Source organism: Pseudoxanthobacter sp. M-2 (assembly GCF_046156265.1).
Taxonomy (GTDB): Bacteria; Pseudomonadota; Alphaproteobacteria; order Rhizobiales; family Segnochrobactraceae; genus CAMDHY01.
Genome location: NZ_JAWDIR010000045.1, coordinates 141,931 through 165,616, shown reverse-complemented (window position 1 = coordinate 165,616; position 23,686 = coordinate 141,931). Strand labels below are relative to the sequence as shown.

The 23,686-nt window shown below is 73.1% G+C and carries 13 protein-coding genes; 12 read left to right on the top strand and 1 reads right to left on the bottom strand.

The window, feature by feature from the left end:
* The first annotated feature begins 5 nt into the window (after window positions 1–5).
* The 8 genes from RUR49_RS22095 (at window position 6) to RUR49_RS22060 (ending at window position 15,409) form a co-directional block, all read left to right on the top strand.
* On the top strand, window positions 6–2,507 hold the full coding sequence (locus RUR49_RS22095) for a circularly permuted type 2 ATP-grasp protein (protein WP_409148601.1): 2,502 nt from the start codon (window positions 6–8) through the stop codon (window positions 2,505–2,507).
* Between the two features lie 7 nt (window positions 2,508–2,514).
* A complete protein-coding gene (locus tag RUR49_RS22090; RefSeq protein ID WP_409148600.1) occupies window positions 2,515–3,447 on the top strand; it encodes a transglutaminase N-terminal domain-containing protein in 933 nt (310 codons plus the stop codon).
* Window positions 3,448–3,566: 119 nt separating this feature from the next.
* Window positions 3,567–4,796 carry a cellulose biosynthesis protein BcsN gene (gene bcsN / locus RUR49_RS22085; protein WP_409148599.1) on the top strand — a complete coding sequence of 410 codons (1,230 nt, stop codon included), beginning with the start codon at window positions 3,567–3,569 and terminating at the stop codon, window positions 4,794–4,796.
* Between the two features lie 155 nt (window positions 4,797–4,951).
* Window positions 4,952–7,141, top strand: coding sequence for a UDP-forming cellulose synthase catalytic subunit (gene bcsA, locus RUR49_RS22080; RefSeq protein WP_409148598.1), 2,190 nt, complete (start codon window positions 4,952–4,954; stop codon window positions 7,139–7,141).
* Entirely contained in the window at window positions 7,138–10,227 is a 3,090-nt protein-coding gene (locus RUR49_RS22075) for a cellulose biosynthesis cyclic di-GMP-binding regulatory protein BcsB (RefSeq protein WP_409148597.1), read from the top strand. Before bcsA ends, RUR49_RS22075 begins: the two co-directional genes overlap by 4 nt.
* On the top strand, window positions 10,224–11,309 hold the full coding sequence (locus RUR49_RS22070; RefSeq protein WP_409148596.1) for a glycosyl hydrolase family 8: 1,086 nt from the start codon (window positions 10,224–10,226) through the stop codon (window positions 11,307–11,309). Before RUR49_RS22075 ends, RUR49_RS22070 begins: the two co-directional genes overlap by 4 nt.
* Window positions 11,300–13,540, top strand: a complete 2,241-nt coding sequence (locus tag RUR49_RS22065) for a tetratricopeptide repeat protein (protein WP_409148595.1) — start codon at window positions 11,300–11,302, stop codon at window positions 13,538–13,540. The genes RUR49_RS22070 and RUR49_RS22065 overlap by 10 nt, the downstream gene beginning before the upstream one ends.
* 78 nt (window positions 13,541–13,618) lie before the next feature.
* On the top strand, window positions 13,619–15,409 hold the full coding sequence (locus RUR49_RS22060) for a putative bifunctional diguanylate cyclase/phosphodiesterase (RefSeq protein ID WP_409148594.1): 1,791 nt from the start codon (window positions 13,619–13,621) through the stop codon (window positions 15,407–15,409).
* Between the two features lie 3 nt (window positions 15,410–15,412).
* Here the strand turns inward: RUR49_RS22060 and RUR49_RS22055 are convergent, their stop codons facing one another.
* Window positions 15,413–18,373 carry a hypothetical protein gene (locus RUR49_RS22055; protein WP_409148593.1) on the bottom strand — a complete coding sequence of 987 codons (2,961 nt, stop codon included), beginning with the start codon at window positions 18,371–18,373 and terminating at the stop codon, window positions 15,413–15,415.
* Between the two features lie 212 nt (window positions 18,374–18,585).
* On the opposite strand from RUR49_RS22055, the gene RUR49_RS22050 reads away from it, so the two are divergent.
* The 4 genes from RUR49_RS22050 (at window position 18,586) to RUR49_RS22035 (ending at window position 23,380) form a co-directional block, all read left to right on the top strand.
* On the top strand, window positions 18,586–19,017 hold the full coding sequence (locus RUR49_RS22050; protein WP_409148756.1) for a MerR family transcriptional regulator: 432 nt from the start codon (window positions 18,586–18,588) through the stop codon (window positions 19,015–19,017).
* An 88-nt stretch (window positions 19,018–19,105) separates the two neighbouring features.
* On the top strand, window positions 19,106–20,314 hold the full coding sequence (locus RUR49_RS22045) for an acetyl-CoA C-acetyltransferase (protein ID WP_409148755.1): 1,209 nt from the start codon (window positions 19,106–19,108) through the stop codon (window positions 20,312–20,314).
* A gap of 10 nt (window positions 20,315–20,324) precedes the next feature.
* On the top strand, window positions 20,325–22,529 hold the full coding sequence (locus RUR49_RS22040) for a 3-hydroxyacyl-CoA dehydrogenase NAD-binding domain-containing protein (protein WP_409148592.1): 2,205 nt from the start codon (window positions 20,325–20,327) through the stop codon (window positions 22,527–22,529).
* 158 nt (window positions 22,530–22,687) lie between these two features.
* Window positions 22,688–23,380 carry a hypothetical protein gene (locus RUR49_RS22035; RefSeq protein WP_409148591.1) on the top strand — a complete coding sequence of 231 codons (693 nt, stop codon included), beginning with the start codon at window positions 22,688–22,690 and terminating at the stop codon, window positions 23,378–23,380.
* Window positions 23,381–23,686: the final 306 nt, after the last annotated feature.

The following is a 23,686-nucleotide window of genomic DNA, read 5'->3' as shown; positions in this document are numbered from 1 at the left end:
CACGGATGCGGGCGGGGGATGCGGCACGCAAGACGAAGCCGAAGGCGGGCGAGAGCCTCGTCGCCGGCTATCGCCCGCTGCCGGGCATCTACGACGAGATGGTGGAGGCCGACGGCCGCGTCCGGCCGCACTGGCAGCGCCTTATCGCCGGCCTGGGCGAGCTGCCGCGCGAAGAGCTCGTCCGCCGCTTCGCCGTCGCCGACCGCTCATTGCGCGACTCCGGCGTGTTCTACCGGGTCTATGACGAGGACGGCGGCGGCGAGCGCCCGTGGCCGCTGGCGCCGCTGCCTCTCGTCGTCGCCGCCGACGAATGGAAGGCGCTGGCGCGGGGCCTGAAGCAGCGCGCCGCCCTTCTCGAAGCCGTGCTCGCCGACGCCTACGGGCCCGCCACGCTGGTCGCCGACGGGTCCTTGCCGGCGGCCCTGATCGCCGGCAGCCGCGAGTTCCTGCGCCCGCTCGCCGGTGTCGCACCGCCGGGCGGGGCGTGGCTGCGCCAGTATGCCGTCGATCTCGGGCGTGGCCCGGACGGGCGCTGGTGGGTGCTCGGCGACCGCACCCAGGCCCCTTCGGGCGCCGGCTATGCGCTCGAGAACCGGGTGGCGATTTCCCGCGCCCTGCCCGAGCTCTTCCGCGATCTCGAGGTGGAGCGCCTCGCCGGCTTCTTCCAGGCCTTCCGCTCCGGCCTCGCCGGCCTCGTGCGCCGCGACGACCCGCGCATCGGCCTGCTCACCCCCGGTACCCTCAGCGAGACTTATTTCGAGCACGCCTATCTCGCCCGCTATCTCGGCTTCCTGCTGGTGGAGGGCGGCGACCTCGTCGTGCGCGACGACGCCGTCTACATCCGCACCGTCGCCGGCCTGAAGCGCGCCGACGTGCTGTGGCGCCGCCTCGATGCCGACTATGCCGATCCGCTCGAGCTCAACCCGCAATCGCGCCTCGGCGTCCCCGGCCTCGTCGATGCGGTGCGGCACGGCTCGGTGGTGATCGCCAACGCGCTCGGCTCCGGCTTGGTCGAGGCGCGGGCGCTGCTCGGCTTCCTGCCCGGTCTGGCGCAGAGCCTCACCGGCTCCGACCTCGAGATCCCCAACATCGCGACGTGGTGGTGCGGCCAGCCGGCCGAGCGCGACGAGGTGCTGGAGCGGCTCGCGACGATGGCCGTCGGACCCGCCTTCGAGGCGTCGCTGCCGGAGGTGCTCGACCGCGGCATGACCCTCGGCAGTGCCCTCGACGCGCCGACGCTGGCGCGCGTCACCGCGGCGATCCGGCGGCGCGGTGCCGACGTCGTCGGCCAGGAGGTCGTCCGGCTGTCGACGATGCCGGTCTGGCGCGACGGCAAGCTGGAGCCGCGGCCGTTCGTGCTGCGCGTCTTCGTCACCCGCACCGAGAACGGCTACGAGGTGATGCCCGGCGGCTTCTGCCGCATCTCCAACCGCGCCGACGCCCGCGCCGTGACGATGCAGGACGGCGGCTCCTCGGCCGACGTCTGGGTGCTGTCCGACGGGCCGGTCGAGGCAGTGACGCTGCTGCCCACCGCCGACCGCAGCGCCGTGCGGCGCTCGACCGGCGTGCTGCCGAGCCGGGTCGCCGACAACGTCTTCTGGCTCGGCCGCTATCTCGAGCGCGCCGAGGCGACGCTCCGGGTGGTGCGGGCACTCGTTGGCCGGCTCGACGCCGTCGACGCCGCCTCGGCGCCGCCGATCCGCCGCCTCGCCGACCTCCTCGTCACCTGGAATGCCGCGCCCGCCAAGCCGCGCCCGGTCGGGCTGATCGTCACCGCCTTCGCCGCCATGACCCGCGACGATCTCGGCGGTGCCATCCCCTCGCTCGCCAGTGCGGCGCGCGGAACCGCCTCCTCGATCCGCGAGCGCCTCGCGCCGGACGCCTGGCGGGTGCTGGGCGACCTGCAGCGGCTCGACCAGACCCTCCCCGCCCAGCCGACGGGCGCCGATCTCTTCGAACTCGCCAACAGCGCCCTGCGCACGCTCTCGGCCTTCGCCGGCCTCTCGCAGGAGAACATGAACCGCCACACCGGCTGGCGCTTCCTGGATCTCGGACGGCGCATCGAGCGAGGGGTGGCCACCGCGCGCTTCGCCAGCGTGTTCGGCGAGGAAGCGGCGACCTTCGGCGATCTCGACGTGCTGCTCGAGCTCGCCGATTCGCAGATCACCTACCGCTCCCGCTACCTCGCAGGTCTCGCGCGCACGCCGGTGACCGACCTCGTGCTGCTCGACCCGGCCAACCCGCGCTCCCTCGCCTTCCAGATCGGAGAGATCGAGGAGCATCTGGAGCACCTGCCGGGCGGCACCGGTGGCGGACCGCTGACGCCGCCGCAGCGGATCGCGGCGCGGCTCGCGACGGACCTTCGCACCGCCGATCCGGCCACCTTCGGCGTCGACGACGTGCGGGCGGGCGAGCGGGCGCTACTGGCGCTGTCGGACGAGATCGCCACCCGCTTCTTCAGCCACCGCGGCCGGCCCGAGGCCGTCGCCGCCGAAGAGCTCGGGTAGGCGCGCCGTGATCTACGACGTTCGCCACGAGACCGCCTACACCTACGCCACGCCGGTGCCGGTCGGGCGTCATCTGGCGCGGATGATGCCCGTCGACCGGCCGGGGCAGCGCGTGCTGGCAGCCGCCCTCACCATCGATCCGCCGCCGTCGGAGTGGGAGGAGGGGCGCGACTTCTTCGACAATGCGGTATCGATGGTAGTGCTCGACGTGCCGCATCAGAAGCTCGTCCTGACCGTGCGGGCGCGCATCGAGATCAAGGCGCGGTCGCTGCCGGAACCCTCGCAGACGCCGACGGTGGACGCGGTGCGCCGGGCGGCCTTCGCCAGCGACGACTTCGGGCCCCGCTCGCCCGTTCACCAGCTCTATGCGAGCCGCATCGTCTCGCTGCCCTCGGCGATCCGCGACTATGCGGCGGAGAGCTGCCCCGACGAACGGCCGATCCTGGCGGCGGCGAGCGAGCTGATGAGCCGCATCCACGCCGACTTCGTCTACGAGCCGGGCGCCACCGACGTGAAGACGCTGCCGCTGATGGCCTTCGAGATGCGCCGCGGCGTCTGCCAGGACTTCGCCCACGTGATGATCGCCGGCCTGCGCGGTCTCGGCATCCCGGCCGCCTACGTCAGCGGCTATCTGCGCACGACGCCGCCGCCAGGGCGGCCGCGGCTGGAGGGCTCCGACGCCACTCACGCCTGGGTCAGCGTCTGGTGCGGCGAGGCGATCGGCTGGGTCGATTTCGACCCCACCAACGACATGCTGACCGGCGAGGATCACCTGACGCTCGCCGTCGGCCGTGACTATGCCGACGTCGCCCCGGTGGCCGGCGTCATCGTCGGCTCCGGCGGCCAGCGCCTGAAGGTCGGGGTCGACGTCGTGCCGGTCGTTCCGCGCGAGGGGGGGGCTCTCGCCGAAAAGCCCGCGGGCGCGTCGCTATCCCCTTGAGGCTCGGGTTAGAATCGCGCACGGCGGATTGATTCGCCGCGACCGCCGGGGCGGACGGCGGACCGCCGGCCGCGGGATCGGCGGTCCGGTGCTGCGCCGGCGAGCGTCACGAGGCCCACGTGCGATTGGTGTTGGCCCTGATCGGAGCCTCGCTGCTGTCGGGTTGCAACCTGCCACCGCCCTATTTCGGCGCCGGCCAGGACCCGAAGACGGCGACGCTCCTGCAGGAAGTGCCCCCGACGGCGGCCCTCGTGCTGCCGCCGCCGGGCAGCCTCGCCGTCGTCACGGTGCTGGAGCGCCGCTACGCCAACGCCCTGACGCAGACGGTCGTGCTCGCCAACGACAGCACGGTCTCCGGCGAGAACGCCATCGAGGTGACCTTCTTCGGCCCGGTCGGCCCCGGCGCCGCACAGGGCGACACGCTGCGCTGGCGCCCGCTCGATCCCGTCCGCGTGTCGAACGAGATGATCGAGAAGTTCCCGGGCGTGCGGATGACGCGCTCGCCCTACTTCGTGCAGAACGGCTACGGCCCGTTCGGCTACGGCGTCGGCCATCCGCGCGGCGGCGGCACCTGCCTCTACGCCTGGCAGCAGATCGAGCCGCCGCGCAACAAGTTCGGCGAGCCGAAGTCGCGCGGCTCGATCAGCCTGCGCGTCCGCCTCTGCCGCGCCGCGGCGAGCGAGGAGGACCTGCTGCGCTTCATGTACGGGCTCGTCATCAGCGGCTACTTCCTGCCCGCCGGCTGGAACCCCTACGGACCGGCGCCGTCGCCGCCGGCTGATCTCGGTGGTCTCGGTGCGCCGAGCCTGCCGGTGCCGGAGGGCGAGAACCCCTACTACGCGCCGCGCTCGCGCGAGCCGCGCGAACTCAGGGTGCTGCCGGCCGCTCCGGCGGCTACCACGGCGGTGCGGCGGCCCGCACCGGTCGAGCCGGAGGTGTCGCCCTACCTGACGGCGCCGGCCGCGCGCACCCCGGCGCCGCAGAGCCTCGACCAGCCGCTCGGCACGCCGAGCGCGCTGCCACCCGCCGCCGCGCCGTCGTCGTCCGGCATTCCGGCGCCGGCGGCGACCGCCGGCGGGTCGGGCGGGATCCCCGCGCCGCCTCCCTCTGCGGCCGGCACTGCGCTGCCGCGGCCCACCACCATTCCGACGACGCTGCCCGGCGGCACCGGCGCCGCCACCGTGCCGCCACCGATCTCCTCGGCCACCACGCCGTCGCAGTCGATGACGGTGACGCGGCCGCAGCCGCCGGCGGGGGCTCCGGACGTGCGCGTCGTCGCGCCGGGGGCGCCGGCGACCGCCGGGCCGTCGGGCGCGGCGCCGGCGATCGTGCCGCCACCGCCGCAGTGACGGTGGCCTGCCGGCGCACCGCGACAGCCGTGGCTCGCTTGTGTCGCCGTTATCCCGTCCTTAGGGTTGTTCGATCCAATCTGGGGGAATCGCGGGGGTCAAGCCGGCGGGCGACGTCGCCGCAGGGGCGACGTCGGTAGCTGAGGCGGGTCGGGATGGGCAAGACGCTGGCGACGGTGCTGTGGTGCATCGGTGCGACCATGGTCGCCTTCCTGATCACGCAGCCGATCAACATCCAGGCCCACCTGATCGCCGGCTGCATCGTCGTGGTCGTGCTGACCATCATCAAGATCGCCCGTCCGGCCGGTCCGTGGCGGCAGGTGTTCCTGGCGATGGGCACCGCCATCGTGCTCCGCTACGTCTACTGGCGCACGACGAGCACGCTGCCGCCGATCAACCAGCCCGAGAACTTCATTCCCGGCCTGATCCTCTATCTGGCCGAGATGTACAGCGTCGCCATGCTGGGCCTCAGCCTGTTCACGGTCGCCGACCCGCTCGACCGGCCGGCCGCGCCGCGCTTTCCGCCGAAGGACCTGCCGACCGTCGACGTCTTCGTGCCGACCTACAACGAGGACAAGTCGATCCTCGCGGTGACGCTCGCGGCCGCCAAGGCGATCGACTATCCGCCTGAAAAGCTCAGGGTCTACCTGCTCGACGACGGCGGCACCGACCAGAAGTGCAACGCCACCGACCCCTCCGCCGCCGTCGCCGCGCAGCGCCGCCGCGCCGAGTTGCAGGCGCTCTGCGCCGGCCTCGACTGCCACTACCTCACTCGCGCCCGCAACGAGCACGCCAAGGCCGGCAACCTCAACGTCGCCCTCGGCCACACCTTCGGCGACCTCGTCGCGGTGTTCGACGCCGACCACGCCCCGACGAAGGACTTCCTCAAGGAGACGGTCGGCTACTTCGTCGCCGACCCGAAGCTGTTCCTCGTCCAGACGCCGCACTTCTTCATCAACCCGGATCCGCTCGAGCACAACCTCGAGACGTTCGAGCGCATGCCGTCCGAGAACGAGCAGTTCTACGGCGTCGTGCAGCGTGGCCTCGACAAGTGGAACGCCGCCTTCTTCTGCGGCTCCGCGGCGCTCATCAGCCGCCGTGCGCTGCAGGTGACGAACGGCTTCTCCGGCCAGAGCATCACCGAGGACTGCGAGACGGCGCTCGAACTGCACGCCCGCGGCTGGAACAGCGTCTACGTCTCGAAGCCGCTGATCGCCGGCCTGCAGCCGGAGACCTTCGCCACCTTCATCGGCCAGCGCTCGCGCTGGGCGCAGGGCATGATCCAGATCATGCTCCTGAAGAACCCGGCGTTCCGCCGCGGCCTCACCATGCCGCAGCGCATCTGCTACATGTCGAGCCCGCTGTTCTGGTTCTTCCCGTTCGCGCGGCTCACCTTCCTGTTTTCGCCGCTGCTCTATCTGTTCTTCGGCCTGCAGATCTTCCAGGCATCCGGAACGGAGTTCGCCGCCTATACGTCGACCTACATGGTCGTCAACCTGATGATCCAGAATTATCTCTACGGCAAGTACCGATGGCCGTGGATCTCTGAGCTTTACGAATACATCCAGTCGATCTACCTGTTCCGGGCGATCGTGTCGGTTCTGATGAACCCGCGCAAGCCGACCTTCAAGGTGACGGCCAAGGGCGAAACCCTCGACGAGGCGCAGATCTCCGAGCTCGGCTGGCCGTTCTACGTGACGTTCCTGCTCTTGCTCGCCGGGCTGGGCATGACGATCTGGCGCATCTACGCGCAGCCCTACACCGCCGACATCACGCTGGTGGTGGGCGGCTGGAACGTCTTCAACCTGATCATGGCGGGGGCGGCGCTCGGCGTCGTTTCGGAACGGCGCAACCTCCGGCGGGCGCCGCGCGTGCGGCTCGACCGCCGCGGCGAGATCATCATCGGCGACGTCGTCGTGCCGGCGATGATCGAGGACGGCTCGATGGGCGGCGTCAAGGTGCGCCCGGTCGGCGAGCCGGCGGAGGAACTGCGCTCGGGCGAGATGATCGTGCTGCGCTTCGAGACCAAGACACCGCTGCCGACCGACGAACTGCCGCTGATCATCCGCTCGATCGCCCGCGACGAGGAGGGCATCCACCTCGGCTGCCAGCCGACGCTGTCCTCGCCCGTGCACTACCGGCTGATCGCCGACCTCGTCTATTCCGATTCCGCCCAGTGGATGCGCTTCCAGGGCGGTCGGCGAAAGGGCATCGGCGTGCTCGCCGGCACGCTGATCTATCTCTGGTGGGCGCTCTACCAGACGGTGCGCGGCATCGGCTTCCTGATGCGACGGCGGCGGGAGGCGGCGCGTGCCGCCCCGGCGGCGCAGCGGAAGCCGGCATGACGGTCGCGCGGAACGTCCTCCTCGCCGCGCTGGCGTTCTCGCTGCTCGCGCTGCCAGGCGCGGCGCAGGCGCCCTTCGACATGGGCGGCGGCGGTGCGACCGACGCACCGCTGCGCGGCGCGGTCACCGATCCCGCCCCCGCCACGCCGCCACCGTCCGCCGCTCCGACCGGTGCGCCCGCGGCGACGGCGCCGGAGGGTGGCGTGCCGTTCTTCACCGCCGCGCCACCGGACAATGGCGGCGCAGCCACGGGCGGTGGCGGCCCCGGCTCGCCGACGGGCGGCACGGCGGCCGGTGGCGCGGGCTCGCCGTTCTCCGCCGGTGGTCCCGGCGATGAGCCGCGGTTCGACATGCCCGCCACCGGCGCCCCCGCCGCGTCGCCGTTCACGGCCGCACCACCGTCGGCGGGCGGTGCGCCGCCGCCCTCCGGCGGCAGCCCGTTCAGCGTCGGCGGTGGCGATGCGGGTGCAGGCGGCGGCGCCGCGCCGTTCCGCATCGACCCGTCGCAGACGGCGCCGGCGACGCCGGGACGGTCGTTCAGCGCGAGCCCCGCCCCGGCCGCCGGTTCCCGGCCGGCGGAGGCGCCGTCGCGACCGGCGCCGTCCTCGGCGTTCTCGGTGGCGCCGCCCGACCCGAACTCGACCGACGGTGCCACGCCGTTCCAGATGCAGCTCGGCCAGCCGCAGCCCGCCGCGACGGGCCAACCCCCGACGAGCGGCAGCCCGTTCTCGCCGAACTTCGTGCCGGACCGCGACGAAGCGCCGATCGAGCCGGCGCAGACGGCGGCGCAGGGGGTCGATCGCCCGGTGCTCCCGCGCCCCGATCTGCGCCTCACCGGCGAGATCGATTTCACCATCATCACCGCCTACCTGTCAGCGGCGGAAGCGGCCCGGCCGGCGGTGTTCTCGATCGGCATCGTCAACTCCGTGCTGGTGATGCCGGAGGCCTCGCGCCTGCGCGTCGTCATCAACGGGCGCGCCGTCACCGACATGCAGATCAACAGCCCCGGCCGCGCCGGGCGGCAGGAGACGCCGCTGCCGCAGGGGCTCCTGAAGCCCGGCCCCAACACGATCCGCATCGAGGCGACGCAGCGCCACCGCGTCGATTGCTCGCTCAGGGCGACCTACGAGCTCTGGACGCTGCTGGTGCCGTCGCTGACCGGCTTCATCTTCCAGGGCGGACCGGTGCCGGTGAACGGCCTCGGCGACCTCGCGGCGATCGGCGTCGACGATTCCGGCGCGACCCGCATCAACGTCGTGCCGGTCGGCCCCACCGGCCCGGAGCGGCTGTCGCGGATCGCCGCGGCGGTGTCGGCGGCCTCGGTGTTCGGACGGTTCGACCATCCGGTGGCGAAGATCGTCGACGCCGGCACACGGCTCGAGCGGCGTCCCGGCCATCTCACGCTGGTGGTCGGCACGGCGGCGGCGGTGCGCCAGGTGACCGAGATCGCCGCCGGCGAGGCGGCGGCGCGTCCGGTGGTGGCGCTGATGCCGGATCCGCGCACGCAGGTGCCGACGCTCGTCGTCTCCGGACCGACCCCGGAGGACGTTGACCGTGCCCTCGCCAGGCTGTCGGTGCAGGCGGAGCGCAGCGCGGTCGAACGGCCGGATCGCCGCTTCCCCTGGCGCTCACCCGACGTGCCGGTGTTCCGTGGCGGTGAGGCGATGTCGCTTGCCGAACTCGGCCTGCAGACGACGGAGTTCTCCGGCCGCCGCTTCCAGACCCATTTCGACGTCGGCCTGCCGGACGACTTCTACGCCGCCGCCTATGGCGAGGCGAACCTCCTGCTCGACGCCGCCTTCACGCCCGAGGTGCGGGCGGGCAGCACCATCGACGTCTACGTCAACCAGGCGCTGGCGGTGACGGTCAACATCACCTCGCAGGACGGCGGCCTGTTCGACCAGCGCCTCGTGAAGATCCCGCTGCGCAACTTCCGGCCCGGCCCGAACCGGGTGCACATCGAGGCCAACCTCTCCACCGAGGCGGACGATCGCTGCCTGCCGGGGGCGACGATGCCGGGCCGCGAGCGCTTCGTGATGTTCTCCTCGAGCATCTTCCGCGTGGCGCCGTTCGCCCGTTTCGGCGAGCTGCCCAATCTCGCCGCCTTCGCCGCCGGCGCCTTTCCCTACCGCGACGGCGGCGATGCCGGCGGCGGTCCGCCGATCCCCGTCTATCTCGCCGGCGAGGGGCCGTCGTCGATCGGCGCCGCGGCGACGCTGATGGCGCGCCTGTCGGTTTCGACGGGCGTGCCGCTGCCGAACCGCTTCCTCTCCAACGCCGTCGAGCTCGAGGGGCAGTCGGCGGTGATCGTCGGCGCCGCGCCCGACCTCGATCCGCAGATCCTCGATGCCGCGGGCCTGACCAACGTGGTGCGCGGGGCGTGGGCGACGCCGGCCACTGCCTCGGGCACGGCGGCGGCGGCGGCGACACCGGACGAATACGAGTCCGTCCTCGCCCGGCTGCGGGCCCTGCGGCTCGGCATCGAGCCCGAAACCCCGGTGGCGCCGAGTGCCGACCGGACGGCGCCGCTGCCGCAGGACACCGGCGGCGCCGGCAGCGAGGTCTACGAGCGCTGGCGCACGGGCGTCGGCGGCACCGGCGTCAGTGACGTGGTGCAGCAGTTCACCGACTGGCTGCGCGAGAGCTTCGGCCTCACCCTCGACATGCTGCATCTCGCCGAGGCGGAGAACCGCACCGTCCGGCTGGCACCGCGCACCACGGTGGTGGTCGCGCAGGCGCGCGGACCGGGCGCCGCCACCTCCACCTGGACGGTGGTGACCGCGCCGTCCGGGCCGCTGCTCGCCTCCGGCGTGGAGGGCATCACCGCCCCGCAGACCTGGTTCACGATGGACGGCTCGGTGGCCGCCTATCAGGAGACCACCGGCCTCGTGCAGGACTTCTTTCCCGGCGAGCGCTACCATGTCCAGACGGTGCCGTTCTCCTTCCAGAACGCGCGCCTCATCGCGGCCAACTGGTTCTCGATCAACGTGCTGGAGTACGCGCTCGCGCTGATGCTCTCCAGCGGCAGCCTGGGGATCGTCTCCTGGGTGCTGATCCGTCAGATCGGGCGGGAGAACAACGCATGACCCTCACGCGCGTCCTCGGCGGCATTGTCCTCTGCGCGACCCTCCTCTTTGCCGCTGTCGCGGCCGGCCCGGTGCGGGCGCAGTCCTCGCCGGTGGTCGACTTCGTGCTGCCGGCGGACGTCTGGCACGCCTACAAGACGCGCTTCCTCGACCCGAGCGGCCGCATCGTCGACACCGCCAACGGCGACATCAGCCACAGCGAGGGCCAGGGCTACGGGCTGCTGCTCGCCTATTACGCCAACGACCGCGCCGCCTTCGAGCAGATCTGGACGTTCACCCTCACCGAGCTTTTGATCCGTGACGACGGCCTCGCCGCCTGGAAGTGGGACCCGCGCGCCAAGCCGCACATCACCGACATCAACAACGCCACCGACGGCGACATCCTGATCGCCTGGGCGCTCGCCATGGCCGGCGAGCGCTGGGGCATGCCGGTCTATCTCGACGCGGCGCGCCGTATCGCCCGGGCGATCGGCACCGTGGCGATCCGCAACGACGGGGCGCGGCCGATCATGCTGCCGGGTGCCACGGGCTTTGCCGCCGGCGAGCGCCCCGACGGGCCGGTGCTGAACCTTTCCTACTGGATCTTCGAGGCGCTGCCGGTGATGCGAGGCCTCGCCCCCGGCTACGACTGGGACGGCCTCTACCAGACCGGCCTGCAGCTCGTCGTGCAGGCGCGCTTCGGCACCTCGGAGCTGCCGACCGACTGGATTTCCGCGCCGGCCGGCCGGCCACCGCAGCCGGCCGAGGGCTTCCCGCCCTACTTTGGTTACAACTCCTTAAGGATACCCCTTTACCTATTGTGGGCGGGTCAGACGGAGAGACAGCTACTCGAGCCCTTCCTCCGCGCCTGGACGCGCGACGGCGACGACCGGCCGGCGATCGTCGATGTCGAGACGGGCAGGGTCATCGAGACACTCGGGGAGCCGGGATATCGGATGCAGACCGCGATTCTGGCGTGTGCGCTCGACGGCCGGGCGATCCCGGATGATCTCAGGCGGTTTCAGCCGACGTCCTACTATGCCTCGACGCTGCACCTTCTCGCGATGACCGTCGTAGCCCGACGGTACTCGCGATGTTTGTAAGGTTCGCCACAGCCGCCCTCCTGCTCGTTCTCGTCGCCGTCGTCGCAGCCGTCGGCCAGACGAGCGACCCCGCGTCGCCGCCCGGCGGCGGCGTCGTCCCGCGCGCCACCCTCGACGCCGGCCCCGCCGCACCGCAGAATGGCGGCGCGCCCGCCGGCGGCCAGGACACCGCCGCCCCCGGGGTTCCCATCGTCGACGAGGAGGCGCTGCGCTATTTCGCGCGCGAGGGCGATCTCGATCGCCTCGAGGCCGAGATTCGTCGCCTGAAGACGCTCTATCCGAGCTGGGAGCCGCCGACCGACCTGTTCGATCCGAAGGCGCCCGGCCCGAGCGACGTGCAGCCGCTCTGGGACCTCTACACCGCCGGCCGCTATGGCGAGCTGCGCGCCGAAATCTCGCGCCGGCAGCTCGCCGAGCCGACGTGGGTGCCGCCGGCCGACCTGCTCGCCCGGCTCAAGCAGGCGGAAGCCCGCATCCGGCTCGTCAACGCCTCCGATTCGAAGCAGTGGAACGCCGTGCTGGCGATCGCCACCGACGATCCGTCGGTGCTCACCTGCGCCAACATCGACGTCCTGTGGCGCGTCGCCGAGGCGTTCGCCGGCAGCGACCGGATGGACCGCGCCCGCGACGTCTACGTCTACATCCTGGAGAACTGCACCGGCGAGAAGGAGCGGCTCGCCACCATGGACAAGGCGAGCGCGCTCTTGCCGGTCGACATGGTGACGTCGCTGTTCCGCTATGCCCGTCAGCAGGAGGGCGGTGGCGACGAGTTCGCGCAGATCCGCCTCAACCTCATCCGCCGCAGCGTCGGCGCCGCCAACGACGACCCGGCCCTGACCGTGCCGGCCGAGGACCTCGCCGTGCTCGACCGGGCGGCGCAGTCCGGCACGAGCCCGGACGACGCCATCCTGCTCGGCTTCTACGCCTACCGCCACGGCGATCCCGCCACCGCGATCCGCTGGTTTGACCTCGCCTTGCAGCGCGGCGGCAGCGTCAAGGCGGCGGAGGGCTACGTGCTGTCGATGCGCGCCGTCGGCCGCGACGCCGAGGCGGAGCCGATCGCCTATGAATGGCGCAACGCCGGCATCGACAATCTCGTCACCTACATCACGCTGGCGACCGCCCTGCTCACCTCGGAGACGGCTCAGGTCGACCAGACGGTCGTCGACCGCTTCGCCCCGGTGGTGACGGAGGAGCGCTCGCCGCTCGGCGCCCAGGCGCTCGGCTGGTACGCCTACAATACCGGCCAGGCGCCCACCGCCGTCGCCTGGTTCCAGACTTCGCTCGCCTGGGAGCCGTCCGAGGTGGCCGCCTTCGGGCTGATGCTCGCCTTGCAGCGGCTGAACGACCGCGTTGGCCTGCGCCAGGCGCTGGAGATCTGGGGGGCGCGCTACCCCCGCCTGCCGCAGATGGTGCTCGGCGGCGGGACAGCCGCTCTGCGGCAGCAGCAGCAGGCGGGCCTGACGGCACCGGCCGCCAGCGCCGCCGCGCGAACCGTTCCGACGACGACGGCCGTGACGGCGGCAACGACCCTTTCCCCGCGTGCGACCGTCGGCACGACCACGGCGGCGCCCGCCTCGACCAGTGCGATGGACCTGATCCTCGTCGAGACCGGCCCCGCAACGGCGGCGCCGGCCGCGGGCGCCGGGGCGGCCAGTGCGGCGGTCGCCGCCGCATCGGGCGCCGGGCAGTACGCCGCCTGCGTCGCCCGCACGGACGCCGGCATGCGCACCGGCACGCTCACGCCGGCGAACGCGCTCGCGCGCGGCTGGTGTCTGATGGAGCTCGACCGGCCGAACGAGGCGGCCGCCGCCTTCGACCGCGCGCTGACCGCACCGCCGACGAGCGAGACGGCGCAGCAGGCGGCCTACGGACGCTCGCTCGCCTACCTGCGGCTCGGCCTCACCGACCAGGCGGCGGTGTCGTCGTCGCGCACGCCGCTCAACCTGACGCGCAAGCACGAGCTCGGGGCGGAAATCCTCATCCAGCGGGCGCTCGCCGCCTCCCGCGACGGGCGCTGGACGGAGGTCGTGCTGGCGATGACGTCGCTCGCCCAGATGCGGCCGCTCACCTACGACCTGATGATGCTGCGCGGCTACGCCCACTACAACCTCGGACAGTTCGAGGAGGCGCGGCAGATCTTCGATGCGGTGAAGGCGAGCGGCGTGCAGCTCGAGGCGCTGGCGGCGATCGAAGTCTTGAACGAGCGTCTGACCAAGCGCAAGTTCTGACCGAATACGGGCCGCCCGCCGGGCGGCCGGCACGAGTCGCCGACAAGGCGGCCGATGCGGGGCAGGAAAGAGCGGACCGTGGCCGCACGCGACGACGAGGGACGCGGCATCGCCGTGGCGGCGAAAGGCGGGGACGTGCCGGGTGGAGAGAGTGCGGGCGGGAGCGTGGCCGACGACGACTATCACGGCCGCCTGATCGCCCAGGTCGAATCGATCGCCCACATCGGCAGCTTCGTCTACGAGGCCGATGGCCGGCCGCTCGAGTGGTCGGAGGAGATGTTCCGGCTGCTCGAGTGGTCGGAACAGTCGCCGGCCTCGCTCGACGTGCTGCTCGCAGCCTTCTCCGAGGAGGGTGGGGCGAGGCTGAAGGCCGCCGTCGCGGAGGCGCTGGAAGCCGGCAAGCCGTTCGATCTCGACGCTCCGCTGATCAACGGTCTCGGGCAGTTGCGCCTGCTGCGGCTGGTGGTGGAGGCGCCGGAGCGTGGCGACGGCCTCCGCCGCCTCGTCGGCATCGCCCAGGACGTCACGGAGCGGCGCCAGTTCGAGGACCGCACCTGGCGGCTCGCCAACCACGATTTCCTCACGCGCCTGCCGAACCGGCGGCTGTTCGAGGAATCACTCGAGCGCGCCCTCGAACTCGCCCGCTTCAACGGCACCAAGGTCGGACTGCTGATCCTCGATCTCGACTACTTCAAGGAGATCAACACCTCGCTCGGCCACGAGACCGGCGACGTGCTGCTGCACGTCGTCGCCGGACGGCTGCGCAGGGCGGTCGGCCCGGGGGACGAGGTGGCGCGAACCGGCGGCGACGAGTTCGCCGTCCTCGTCCGCGACGCCGAGGACCCGGCCGCGCTGGTGGCACTGTCGCGCAAGGTGCTGAAGGCGGTGGAGCAGCCGGTGCCGATCCGCGGCAGCGAGGTCGCGGTCAGGGCGAGCGTCGGCGGGGCGCTGTTCCCCGACCACGCCCGCGGCGTCGGCGACATGCTGGACAGCGCCCAGGCGGCACTGGCGCGGGCCAAGACCACCGGGCGGCGCATCGGCCTCGTCTACGACGACGACATGCGCCAGGGCGCCGACTCGCGCTTCCGCATCCACGAGGCGATCCGCGGGGCGCTCGCGCGCGACGAGATCTTCCCCTACTACCAGCCGAAGGTGAACCTCGAGACGGGGGCGGTGATCGGCCTCGAGGCGCTCGTGCGCTGGCGAACCGGCTCGAGCGGCCTCGTCTTTCCGGCGGAGTTCGGCTCGGCCCTCTCGGACGGCTTCCTCGGCTCGGCGATCGCCACGCGGGTGCTCGAGAAGGTGACCGACGACATCCGCGACTGGCTCGACGCCGGGTTGCCGTTCGGCAGCGTCGCCGTCAACGTCACCGCCATCGAGCTGATGCGCGGGGCCTACCACGAGCAGGTGGCCGAGGTCCTTCAGCGCAAGGCGATCCCCTTCGACCGCTTCCAGGTGGAAGTGACGGAGACCGTCTTCCTGCAGTTCGAGGGGCGCGAGATCCGCGACACCATCGCCAAGCTCGACGCACTCGGGGTGAAGGTGGCGCTCGACGACTTCGGCACCGGCTTCGGCTCGCTCGTGCACCTGCGCCGGCTGGCGGTGAGCCTGATCAAGATCGACCGCTCGTTCATCGAGCGCATCGACACGCAGCCCGAGGACGAGGCGATCGTGCGGGCGCTGATCGCGCTCGGCAAGGATCTCGGCAAGCGCGTCATCGCCGAGGGGATCGAGCGCGAGGAGGAGCGCCGGGCGCTGCTTTCGCTCGGCTGCACCGAGGGCCAGGGCTACCTGTTCGGCCTGCCGTCGCCCAAGGCGGAGACGGCGAAGATGCTCGAGGACGAGCGGCGGCGACGGCTGGGCGACTGAGGCTCAGCTGCGCGTGGCGGCGGCCGCGACACCCGTCCACTGCTGCGGCAGCGGCGGGCCGTCGTTGGCGAGCGTGTCGGCCGGCACCGGCGTCCAGCTGGCGATGGCGAGATCGGCGGCGCCGCGATCGGCGGGCGAGAGCTCCTTGCCGACCTCGTCGCGCCGCACCGCCGCCTCCTGGTCGCCCTGGCGGGCGGCGAGCGCGAACCAGCGGTAGGCGGCGGCGGGGTCGGCGGCGACGCCGAGGCCGCGGACATAAAGCACCGCGAGATTGAACTGGCTGTCGACCAGCCCGTGCCGGGCGGCCTTCTCGAACCAGGAGACGGCGCGGCCGAGGTCGCGCCCCTCGCCGGCTTCCGAGAGCAGGACGGCGAGGTTGTGCATCGCCTTGACGTGGCCGCGGCCGGCGGCGCGGTCGTACCAGGCCTTGGCGGTGTCGCGGCTGCGCGTCACGCCGATGCCCCGCTCGTAGAGCGTGCCGAGCCGGAACTCCGCCGGGGCGAGGCCGGCATTGGCCGCCGCCGTCAGCCACGGCACTGCCGCGGCCGGGTCGCGGGTGACGCCGACGCCGTCGAGGAGCGCCACCGCCACCTCGAGGGCGGCGCGCGGGTCGCCGCCGGCGGCCGCCTCGCGCAGCCCCGGCGAGCCGAGCGTGGTGGGCAGCGTGGCGGCGCCGGGAACGGTCGCCGGGGCGGCGGTGAAGGCGGCGCCGGCCGCCGTCGCGTCGGGGGCGCGGGCGATCGAACCGGTGGTGCGCGGATCGAGCAGGGTCGGCACGCCGTCGGCGACGGTGCTCGTCGTCTCGCTGCCGGAGAGCGTCAGGATGAGCGCGCGCAGCGGCTCGGAGGCGAAGCCGTAGGCGCCGCCGACGAGCCCGACCACGGCGGCGGCGAGGAGCAGCATGCGGCGTGTGCCGAGCCCGGCGGCGGCGTTGTCCGCCTCGGTCTCGGGGAAGGGCGACGTCGTCTCGGGCGCGAGGAAGTCGGGTTCCGACACGGCAGGACGCCGCCGGCCGAAGGCGAGGACGCTGGTCGACGGCACGTCGGGCTCGGTCGCGGGCGGCGACGGCCGTGTGGCGGCGACGGGCTCGGTGCCGTCGGACGGGACGGGACCGACGATGGTCGGCGCGGTCTCGGCCGTCTGGTCCCGCCGCAGCAGCGGATGGTCGACGGCACGCCGGGCCGCCGCGATGAGGCGGCTCGTCCGCGTCGGCGGCGCGGCCTCGGTGACGGGGGCGGCGACGGCTTCCGGGGCCGGCTCGGGGAGGGGGCGCGCGACGGTGGGCGGTGCGGAGGGGCGGCGGGACACCGGACCAGCGTCGCCCTGCGCCCGTGTCTCGTTGGCGCCCGTCGGCTCCGGCCGTGGGTCACGCGGCGCCGGTGCGCGCGCGTCGGCGAGACGCCGGTCGAGGGCGGCGACGGCGCGCTCGATGCCGTGCAGGCGGTCTTCGCGGTCGCCGGCGCCGAGGCCGTCGAGGCGGCGGTCGAGCTTCTCGATCCGCCGGACGAGGTCGGCGACGACCGGCATCGTCTCGGCGCCGGCGGAACGGGCGGCGGTCTTGACCTCGCCGGCGAGCCGGGCGAGCGCCGAGCCGAGTTCGTCGAACTGGGCGACGATGCCGCCGCGGGAGAGCTCGCCGAGCTCCGCGCGCATCGCGGCGACGTCGCGGGCGAGGCTCTCCCCGCCGGTGCGGGCCGGTGCCTCGGCGATGCGGCGCACGTCGCCAGCGAGCCGCGCCAGCCGTGTATCGAGGGCGGCGACGGCGTCGGGGACCGGCGCCGTCTCCAGGCGCTCGGCGATCCAGTCGATGCGGCGCCGCAGGGCGTCGATGCCGGGATCCGCCCGCGTGTCGGCGACGGCGCCGAGCCGGTCCAGCACCGCGTCCTGGCCGGCCTCGATGGCGTAGAGGCGGCGGTCGAGGTCGAGGTCGACGACGGCGCGGCCGAGCGCCGTCAGGTCGGTCTGCACGGCGTCGAGCCGGTCGAGCGCGAGCGGGCCGGCGCGGCTCGCGCGCTCGACGCGGACGACGAGCTCGTCCAGCGCAGCGCGGTCGCGGGCGTCGAGGCTCGCGGCCGGCCGGGCCGCGACGGCCTCCTGCAAGGCCGCGAGATGGTCTTGCATGGCGTCGAGACGGTCGAGCGTCACCGAGCCGAGGCTGTCGGCGCGGTCGAGCCGGATCGACAGGGCGTCGAGGGCGGCGCGGTCCTCGGGCGCGAGACTCGCCACCGGCCGGGCGAGAACGGCCTCGGAGAGACGGGCGACGTCGTCGCGCACGGCGGCGATGCGGTCGTCGGTGCGCTGGCGGAGCGCGTCGACGCGCTCGGCGAGAGAGCGGAAGTGGCGGTCGATCTCGTCGGCGGGCGGCGGGCTCGGGCGCTCCGGTGGACGCATCGCCGGGCGCACGTCGGCGCGCGCATGGCTGCGCACCGGCGGATGGTCGGCCGGATGATCCAGGTGGGTCCCGGCGTGGTCCTCTGCACGGGCCTCGGCGCGGGCCTTCTCGCGCTGGCTCTGGCGCAGCGCCTCGGTGAACGGGCGGCGGGTGGACGGGGGCGGCGCATCCTCCGAGGGCCGGCGCGGCGCCGGACGGTCGGCACGTCGCTCGGGCGTACGCTCAGCGGGTTCGGCGTCCGGACGGCGGGTGCGCTCCACGGCGTCGAGCTGGGTGATGATGCGGTCGACCATCGAGGCGATGTCGCTGACCGGCTTCGGCTCCTCCAGCGGCGGGGCCACCGCCGGGCGGGGGGCGTAGGCGCGCGCGGTGGCAGCCCGGGCGGCCTGTGGACGGGATGCCTCGGCGCGGAACGAATCCTCCCGGAAGCTGTCGGCGCGGGGCGCCTCGGGCGCGTAGGCGGCGATGGCGCGACGGGCAGCGGCACGGACCGGCTCCGCCTGACGGACCGCCTCGCGCCGCCAGGAGGGGCGATCGTCGCGGCGCCACTCGCTGTCGTCGTCGTAGGTCATGCCGCCCCTCGAGATGCGCGCCTGGCGTCGGATGCTCGCCGCCCGAGCGATCCGCCCCCATTGATCGGCCCTCATGGTTACTGGCGGGTTAACGGACGGCGTCGTCACGCGCGCGGGATGCTGCAGCGCGCATTGACCCTTACGTCACGTGCAGGTAGCTCTCGGCCGGGGAGAGGCGGAGAGGCCGCGGCATGGACGAGCTCGAAATCGGGATGGTGGACGGCCGCGACGAGCCCGACGGCCGCGTCGCCGTGCCGGCCACCTACACCATCGGCGAGCTCGCGCGAGAGTTCGACGTGACGCTCAGGACGCTGCGCTTCTACGAGGACAAGGGCCTCGTCAATCCGCGCCGCGACGGCGCGACGCGCATCTACACGCGGCGCGATCGGGGGCGCCTGAAGCTCGTCCTGATGGGCAAGCGCGTCGGCTTCTCGCTGTCGCAGATCCGCGAAATGCTCGACCTCTACGACTTCCGCCACGGCCAGGTGTCGCAGATGCGCGTCGCCATCGAGCGCTTCAACGAGCAAATCGCCGTGCTGGAGCACCAGAAGCGCGACATCGAGCAGGCCCTCGACGACCTGAAACGCACGGTCTCCGTGGTCTCGGGCATGCTGCGCGAGCGCGAGGGCGCCGGCGGCAGCTGAGCACCCGGCGGGCCTTCCGGGCGACGGCCCGTAGAACGGCCCCATTCACGGTGATGATCCCCGGCAGCAACGGGAAGGTCGCGTGGAGATGCCGGACGCCTTCGTCTACGACCACGTGCGCACGCCGCGCGGCCGCGGCAAGCCCGACGGTGCCCTGCACGAGGTCTCGACCGTGCGGCTGGCGGCGACCGTGCTGGCGGCACTGCGCGACCGCAACGACCTCGACACGGCGCTGGTCGACGATGTCGTGCTCGGCTGCGTCGACCCGGTGGGCGAGGCGGGCGGTGACGTCGCCCGCGCCGCGGTGTTCGCCGCCGGCTGGGACCGCCGCGTCGCCGGCGTGCAGATCAACCGCTTCTGCGCCTCCGGCCTCGAGGCGGTGAACATGGCGGCGGCGGCCGTGATGAGCGGCCAGCACGAACTCGTGGTCGCCGGCGGCGTCGAATCGATGAGCCGCGTCGGCATCGGCGCCTCCGGCGGCGCCTGGCCGGTCGACCCGCGGGTGGCGCTGCCGTCCCACTTCATGCCGCAGGGCGTCGCCGCCGACCTCATCGCGACGAAGTATGGCTTCTCGCGCGACGACGTCGACGCCTATGCCGTCGAGAGCCAGCGACGGGCCGCACAGGCGTGGGCCGAAGGGCGCTTCGCCCGCTCGGTGGTGCCGGTCTGCGACGGCCTCGGCATCCCGCTGCTCGCGCGCGACGAGCACATGCGGCCGGGCACGGACATGCAGGCGCTGGCAGCGCTGGAGCCGTCCTTCCGGACGCTCGGCGAGCAGATGGGATTCGATGCGGCGGCGATCGCCGCCCATCCGGAGATCGAGGCGGTGCGCCACGTCCACCACGCCGGCAATTCGTCGGGCATCGTCGATGGCGCCAGCGCGGTGCTGATCGGCTCGGCGGAGGCGGGGGAGGCGGCGGGGCTGACGCCACGCGCGCGCATCCGTGCCTTCGTCTCCACCGGCTCAGACCCGGCGCTGATGCTGACCGGACCGGTGGACGCCACCGACAAGCTCCTGAAGCGCGCCCGCGCCTCGCTCGCCGACGTCGACCTCGTCGAGATCAACGAGGCATTCTCGGCGGTGGTGCTGCGCACGGTGCAGGCCTTCGACCTCGACCCGGCGGAGGTGAACGTCAACGGCGGGGCAATCGCCATGGGCCACCCGCTCGGCGCCACCGGTGCGATGCTCATCGGCACGCTCCTCGACGAACTCGAGCGGCGCGACCTCGCCTGCGGGCTCGTCGCCATGTGCATCGGCGCCGGGATGGGCACGGCGACGCTGATCGAGCGGGTCTGAGGAGCGCGCGATGCAGACGCTCCCCCCGCTGGATCTGACCGAGTTCCGCTTCGAAGCCGGCGACGACGGTGTCGCGGTCCTCACCTGGGACACCCCCGGCCGCTCGATGAACGTCATCGGCGAGAGGACGATCGACGAGCTCGAGAGGATGCTGGCGCGGGTGGTCGAAGACACCGCCATCACCGGCGTGGTCGTCCTGTCGGCAAAGCCCGAGTTTTCCGGCGGTGCCGACCTCGCGCTGATCGAGCGGATGATCGCCGACTATCGCGCCGCTGCCCCCGCCAATCCCGTTGCCGCGGCGACGGCGCTGCTCGCGCGCTCGCGGCGGCTGTCGGTGCTCTACCGGCGCATCGAGACGTGCGGAAAGCCCTGGGTCGTCGCCATCGCCGGCCGTTGCCTGGGCGGTGGGCTGGAGCTCGCGCTCGCCGCCCATGCCCGCGTCGCCGCCGACGACGGCGCCACCCGCATCGGCCTGCCGGAGGTGAAGGTCGGGCTGTTTCCCGGTGCCGGGGGGACGCAGCGCGTCATGCGCCTGCTCGATCCGGAGCGGGCGCTGAAGCTCCTCACCGGCGGGCGCGAGCACGCCATGGCGGAGGCTGTGGCGCTCGGGCTGATCGACCGTGTTGTTCCGCGCGAGCGATTGGTCGACGAGGCGCGGGCGATGATCGCAGCCGGCGTCGAGACGGTGAAGCCCTGGGACCGCACCGGCTTCCGGCCGCCGGGGGGTGGGCCCTACACGCCTGCCGGCTACCGCTTCTGGCCGGCGGCGATCGCCCGCTATCGCCAGGAGACGTCGGACAATTATCCCGCGGTGCGGCTGCTGCTGCGGGCCGCCTTCGAGGGGCTGCAGCTGCCGATGGACCGGGCGCTGACGGTCGAATCGCGGCTGTTCGCCGAGGTGCTCGCCGGGCCGGAGGCGGCGGCGATGATCCGCACGCTGTTCACGGGCCGGCGCGCTCTCGACCGCCATCCGCGCCGACCGGCCGGGCTGCCGCAGCGGCTGCCGAACGTGGTCGGTGTCGTCGGGGCGGGTTTCATGGGCTCGGCGATCGCCGCCGCGCTGGCGCTCGCGGGCTTCGAGGTGGTGCTGGTCGACCGCGACGCCGCGACGGCGGCGCGCGGCCGCGAGGCGGCGTTGGCGGGTCTCGCCGAGCGCGTCCGGTCCCGTCGCCTGGAGGGAACGGCCGCCGAGGCGGCGATGCGGCGCCTGACGGCGGGGGAGGGGACTGCGGCGCTCGCCGGCGCCGGGCTCGTGATCGAGGCCGTGTTCGAGGATGCGGCGACGAAGCGGGCCGCGCTCGCGGCGATCGCGGAGGTGGTCGCGGACGACGCCGTTGTCGCCACCAACACCTCCGCCCTGCCGCTCGCCGAACTGGTCGAAGCCGTTCCGCGGCCCGACCGCTTTCTCGGCCTGCACTTCTTCTCGCCCGTCGACCGCATGCGGCTCGTCGAGGTGATCCGCGGGGACCGGACGGGCGAGGCGGCGCTGGCGCTCGCCCTCGAAGTGGCGGGGCGCCTCGGCAAGACGCCGATCGTCGTCGCCGACGGGCGCGGCTTCTACGCCTCCCGCGTCGTCGCCGCCTATGTCGGCGAGGGCATCCGCATGCTGACGGAAGGCGTGCCGCCGGCGATGGTCGAGACGGCCGGCCGTCTCGCTGGTATGCCGACCGGACCACTGGCGCTCGCCGACGAGGTCGGGCTCGACGTCGCCTGGCGAGTGACCGAGGCGGCGCTGGCGGGCGAGGCGCCCGGCGACGATCCCGTGGCCCGCGTGCTGTCGGCGCTCGTCCCCGGGCGCGGCCGGCTCGGGCGCAAGGGCGGGGCGGGCTTCTACGACTACCCGGCCGGCGGCACCAAGGCGCTGTGGCCGGGCCTCGCCGAGATCGTCGGCCGGGCGCGGCCGGCGGAGAGCATTCGCGTCGAGGGGCTGAAGCGGCGCTTCCTGGTGGTGCAGGCGCTGGAGACGGTCCGGGCCCTCGGCGAGGGCGTCGTCACTGAGGCCCGCGAGGCCGACGTCGGCTCCGTCCTCGGCTTCGGCTTCCCGGCCTTCACCGGCGGCACGGCGAGCTATGTCGATGGGCTCGGCGCAGCGCGGTTCACGGCGATCTGCGGCGAGCTCGCCGAGCGCCATGGCGAGCGCTTCCGCCCGCCGCCCCTGCTCGCCGAACTCGCGGCGGCGGGCGGCAGGCTGCGGGATCGCTTTCCGGCCGCGTGAAGCTTGCGCGAGGCTTGCACGGAGGGTGCGCGCGCTTTGCGTTTCCCGGGCGAGGACGTAGTCTGCCGGCGGGGCGCGGAACCTGCGCCACGGGGTCAACCGTCGCGACGCCGATGCGAATGCTCGCGACGGACACCGAATTCACCGGGAGAAACCACATGAAGTTCGTTGCTCTGCTGACGGCCGGCGGACTGCTCGCCTCCGGCGCCGCGGCGCTCGCGCAGGATGCCGCGCCGCCGGCGAACGCCCCCCCGCCGGGCGGGCCGCCGATCCAGCTTCTGTTCGTGCAGCAGGCCGCGAGCATGAAGTTCGACGGCAAGACGATGACGCTCGACGGCGTCGCGCCGGCCACGACCTTCTTCTCCGACCGGCCGCAGCGCATCGTCGGCCACATCAACCAGGACCACTTCGTCAAGCTGTGGGGCGCGGAGAAGGACGGCTTCAAGGCCGATCCGCCGAACGCCGCGGTGTCGTTCATCACCGACAACGGCATGCCGGTCGTGATCGAGATCGAGGACGTGCAGGCGGTCTCCGACACCTCGCTCGCCTACACGATCAGCGTGCTGGAAGGGACGCTGCCGGAGACGGCGGGTCCGACCGCGCTGTTTATCGACCCCTGGGTCGCCCACGGTGGCGGGTGGCATGGCGGCGGCTGGCACGGCGGCGGCTGGGGACATCACGGTGGCGGCTGGGGCTGGGGCGGTGTCGCTGCCGGTGCGGCGATCGGTGCCGCAGCGGGCGTGGCGATCGGCGCGGCGGCGGCGCAGCCGACCTACGTCTATCCGGCGCCCCCGGTGAAGTGCCACTACAGCTACTATTACAACCAGCCGATCTGCAAAGGCGTCTACTGAGCGGATGGCAGGCCGCCTGGCGCGGCCACGCGGTGAGCGATCGGCAAGGGCGGCACGGTGTGCCGCCCTTCGTCATTTCCGGCCCGCGACAGCCGTTCGGCCAGGCGCCGTTTGGCTCGGCGCGCCATGAACGCCGTGCATGGCAGCCATGCGGTTGCTCCCGGCAGGTGCGTTCCTCGCCGAGACTGCCCCGAAAATCGTTCGATTGCAGGAAGATAGGGTCGCTGCCGCCAGGCCGTGCACCACGCCATCGGCCGCATTTGATGTGATTACATCAGCGTCGGGTGCGTAGATCGCGTCATGTCG

What these genes read in the sequence shown, in the direction of transcription:
- RUR49_RS22095 (WP_409148601.1), top strand. Translation starts at nt 6, where the DNA reads ATGCGGGCGGGGGATGCGGCACGCAAGACGAAGCCGAAGGCGGGCGAG.
- bcsA (WP_409148598.1), top strand. Translation starts at nt 4,952, where the DNA reads ATGGGCAAGACGCTGGCGACGGTGCTGTGGTGCATCGGTGCGACCATG.
- RUR49_RS22075 (WP_409148597.1), top strand. Translation starts at nt 7,138, where the DNA reads ATGACGGTCGCGCGGAACGTCCTCCTCGCCGCGCTGGCGTTCTCGCTG.
- RUR49_RS22070 (WP_409148596.1), top strand. Translation starts at nt 10,224, where the DNA reads ATGACCCTCACGCGCGTCCTCGGCGGCATTGTCCTCTGCGCGACCCTC.
- RUR49_RS22065 (WP_409148595.1), top strand. Translation starts at nt 11,300, where the DNA reads ATGTTTGTAAGGTTCGCCACAGCCGCCCTCCTGCTCGTTCTCGTCGCC.
- RUR49_RS22055 (WP_409148593.1), bottom strand. Translation starts at nt 18,373, where the DNA reads ATGACCTACGACGACGACAGCGAGTGGCGCCGCGACGATCGCCCCTCC.
- RUR49_RS22050 (WP_409148756.1), top strand. Translation starts at nt 18,586, where the DNA reads ATGGTGGACGGCCGCGACGAGCCCGACGGCCGCGTCGCCGTGCCGGCC.
- RUR49_RS22045 (WP_409148755.1), top strand. Translation starts at nt 19,106, where the DNA reads ATGCCGGACGCCTTCGTCTACGACCACGTGCGCACGCCGCGCGGCCGC.
- RUR49_RS22040 (WP_409148592.1), top strand. Translation starts at nt 20,325, where the DNA reads ATGCAGACGCTCCCCCCGCTGGATCTGACCGAGTTCCGCTTCGAAGCC.
- RUR49_RS22035 (WP_409148591.1), top strand. Translation starts at nt 22,688, where the DNA reads ATGAAGTTCGTTGCTCTGCTGACGGCCGGCGGACTGCTCGCCTCCGGC.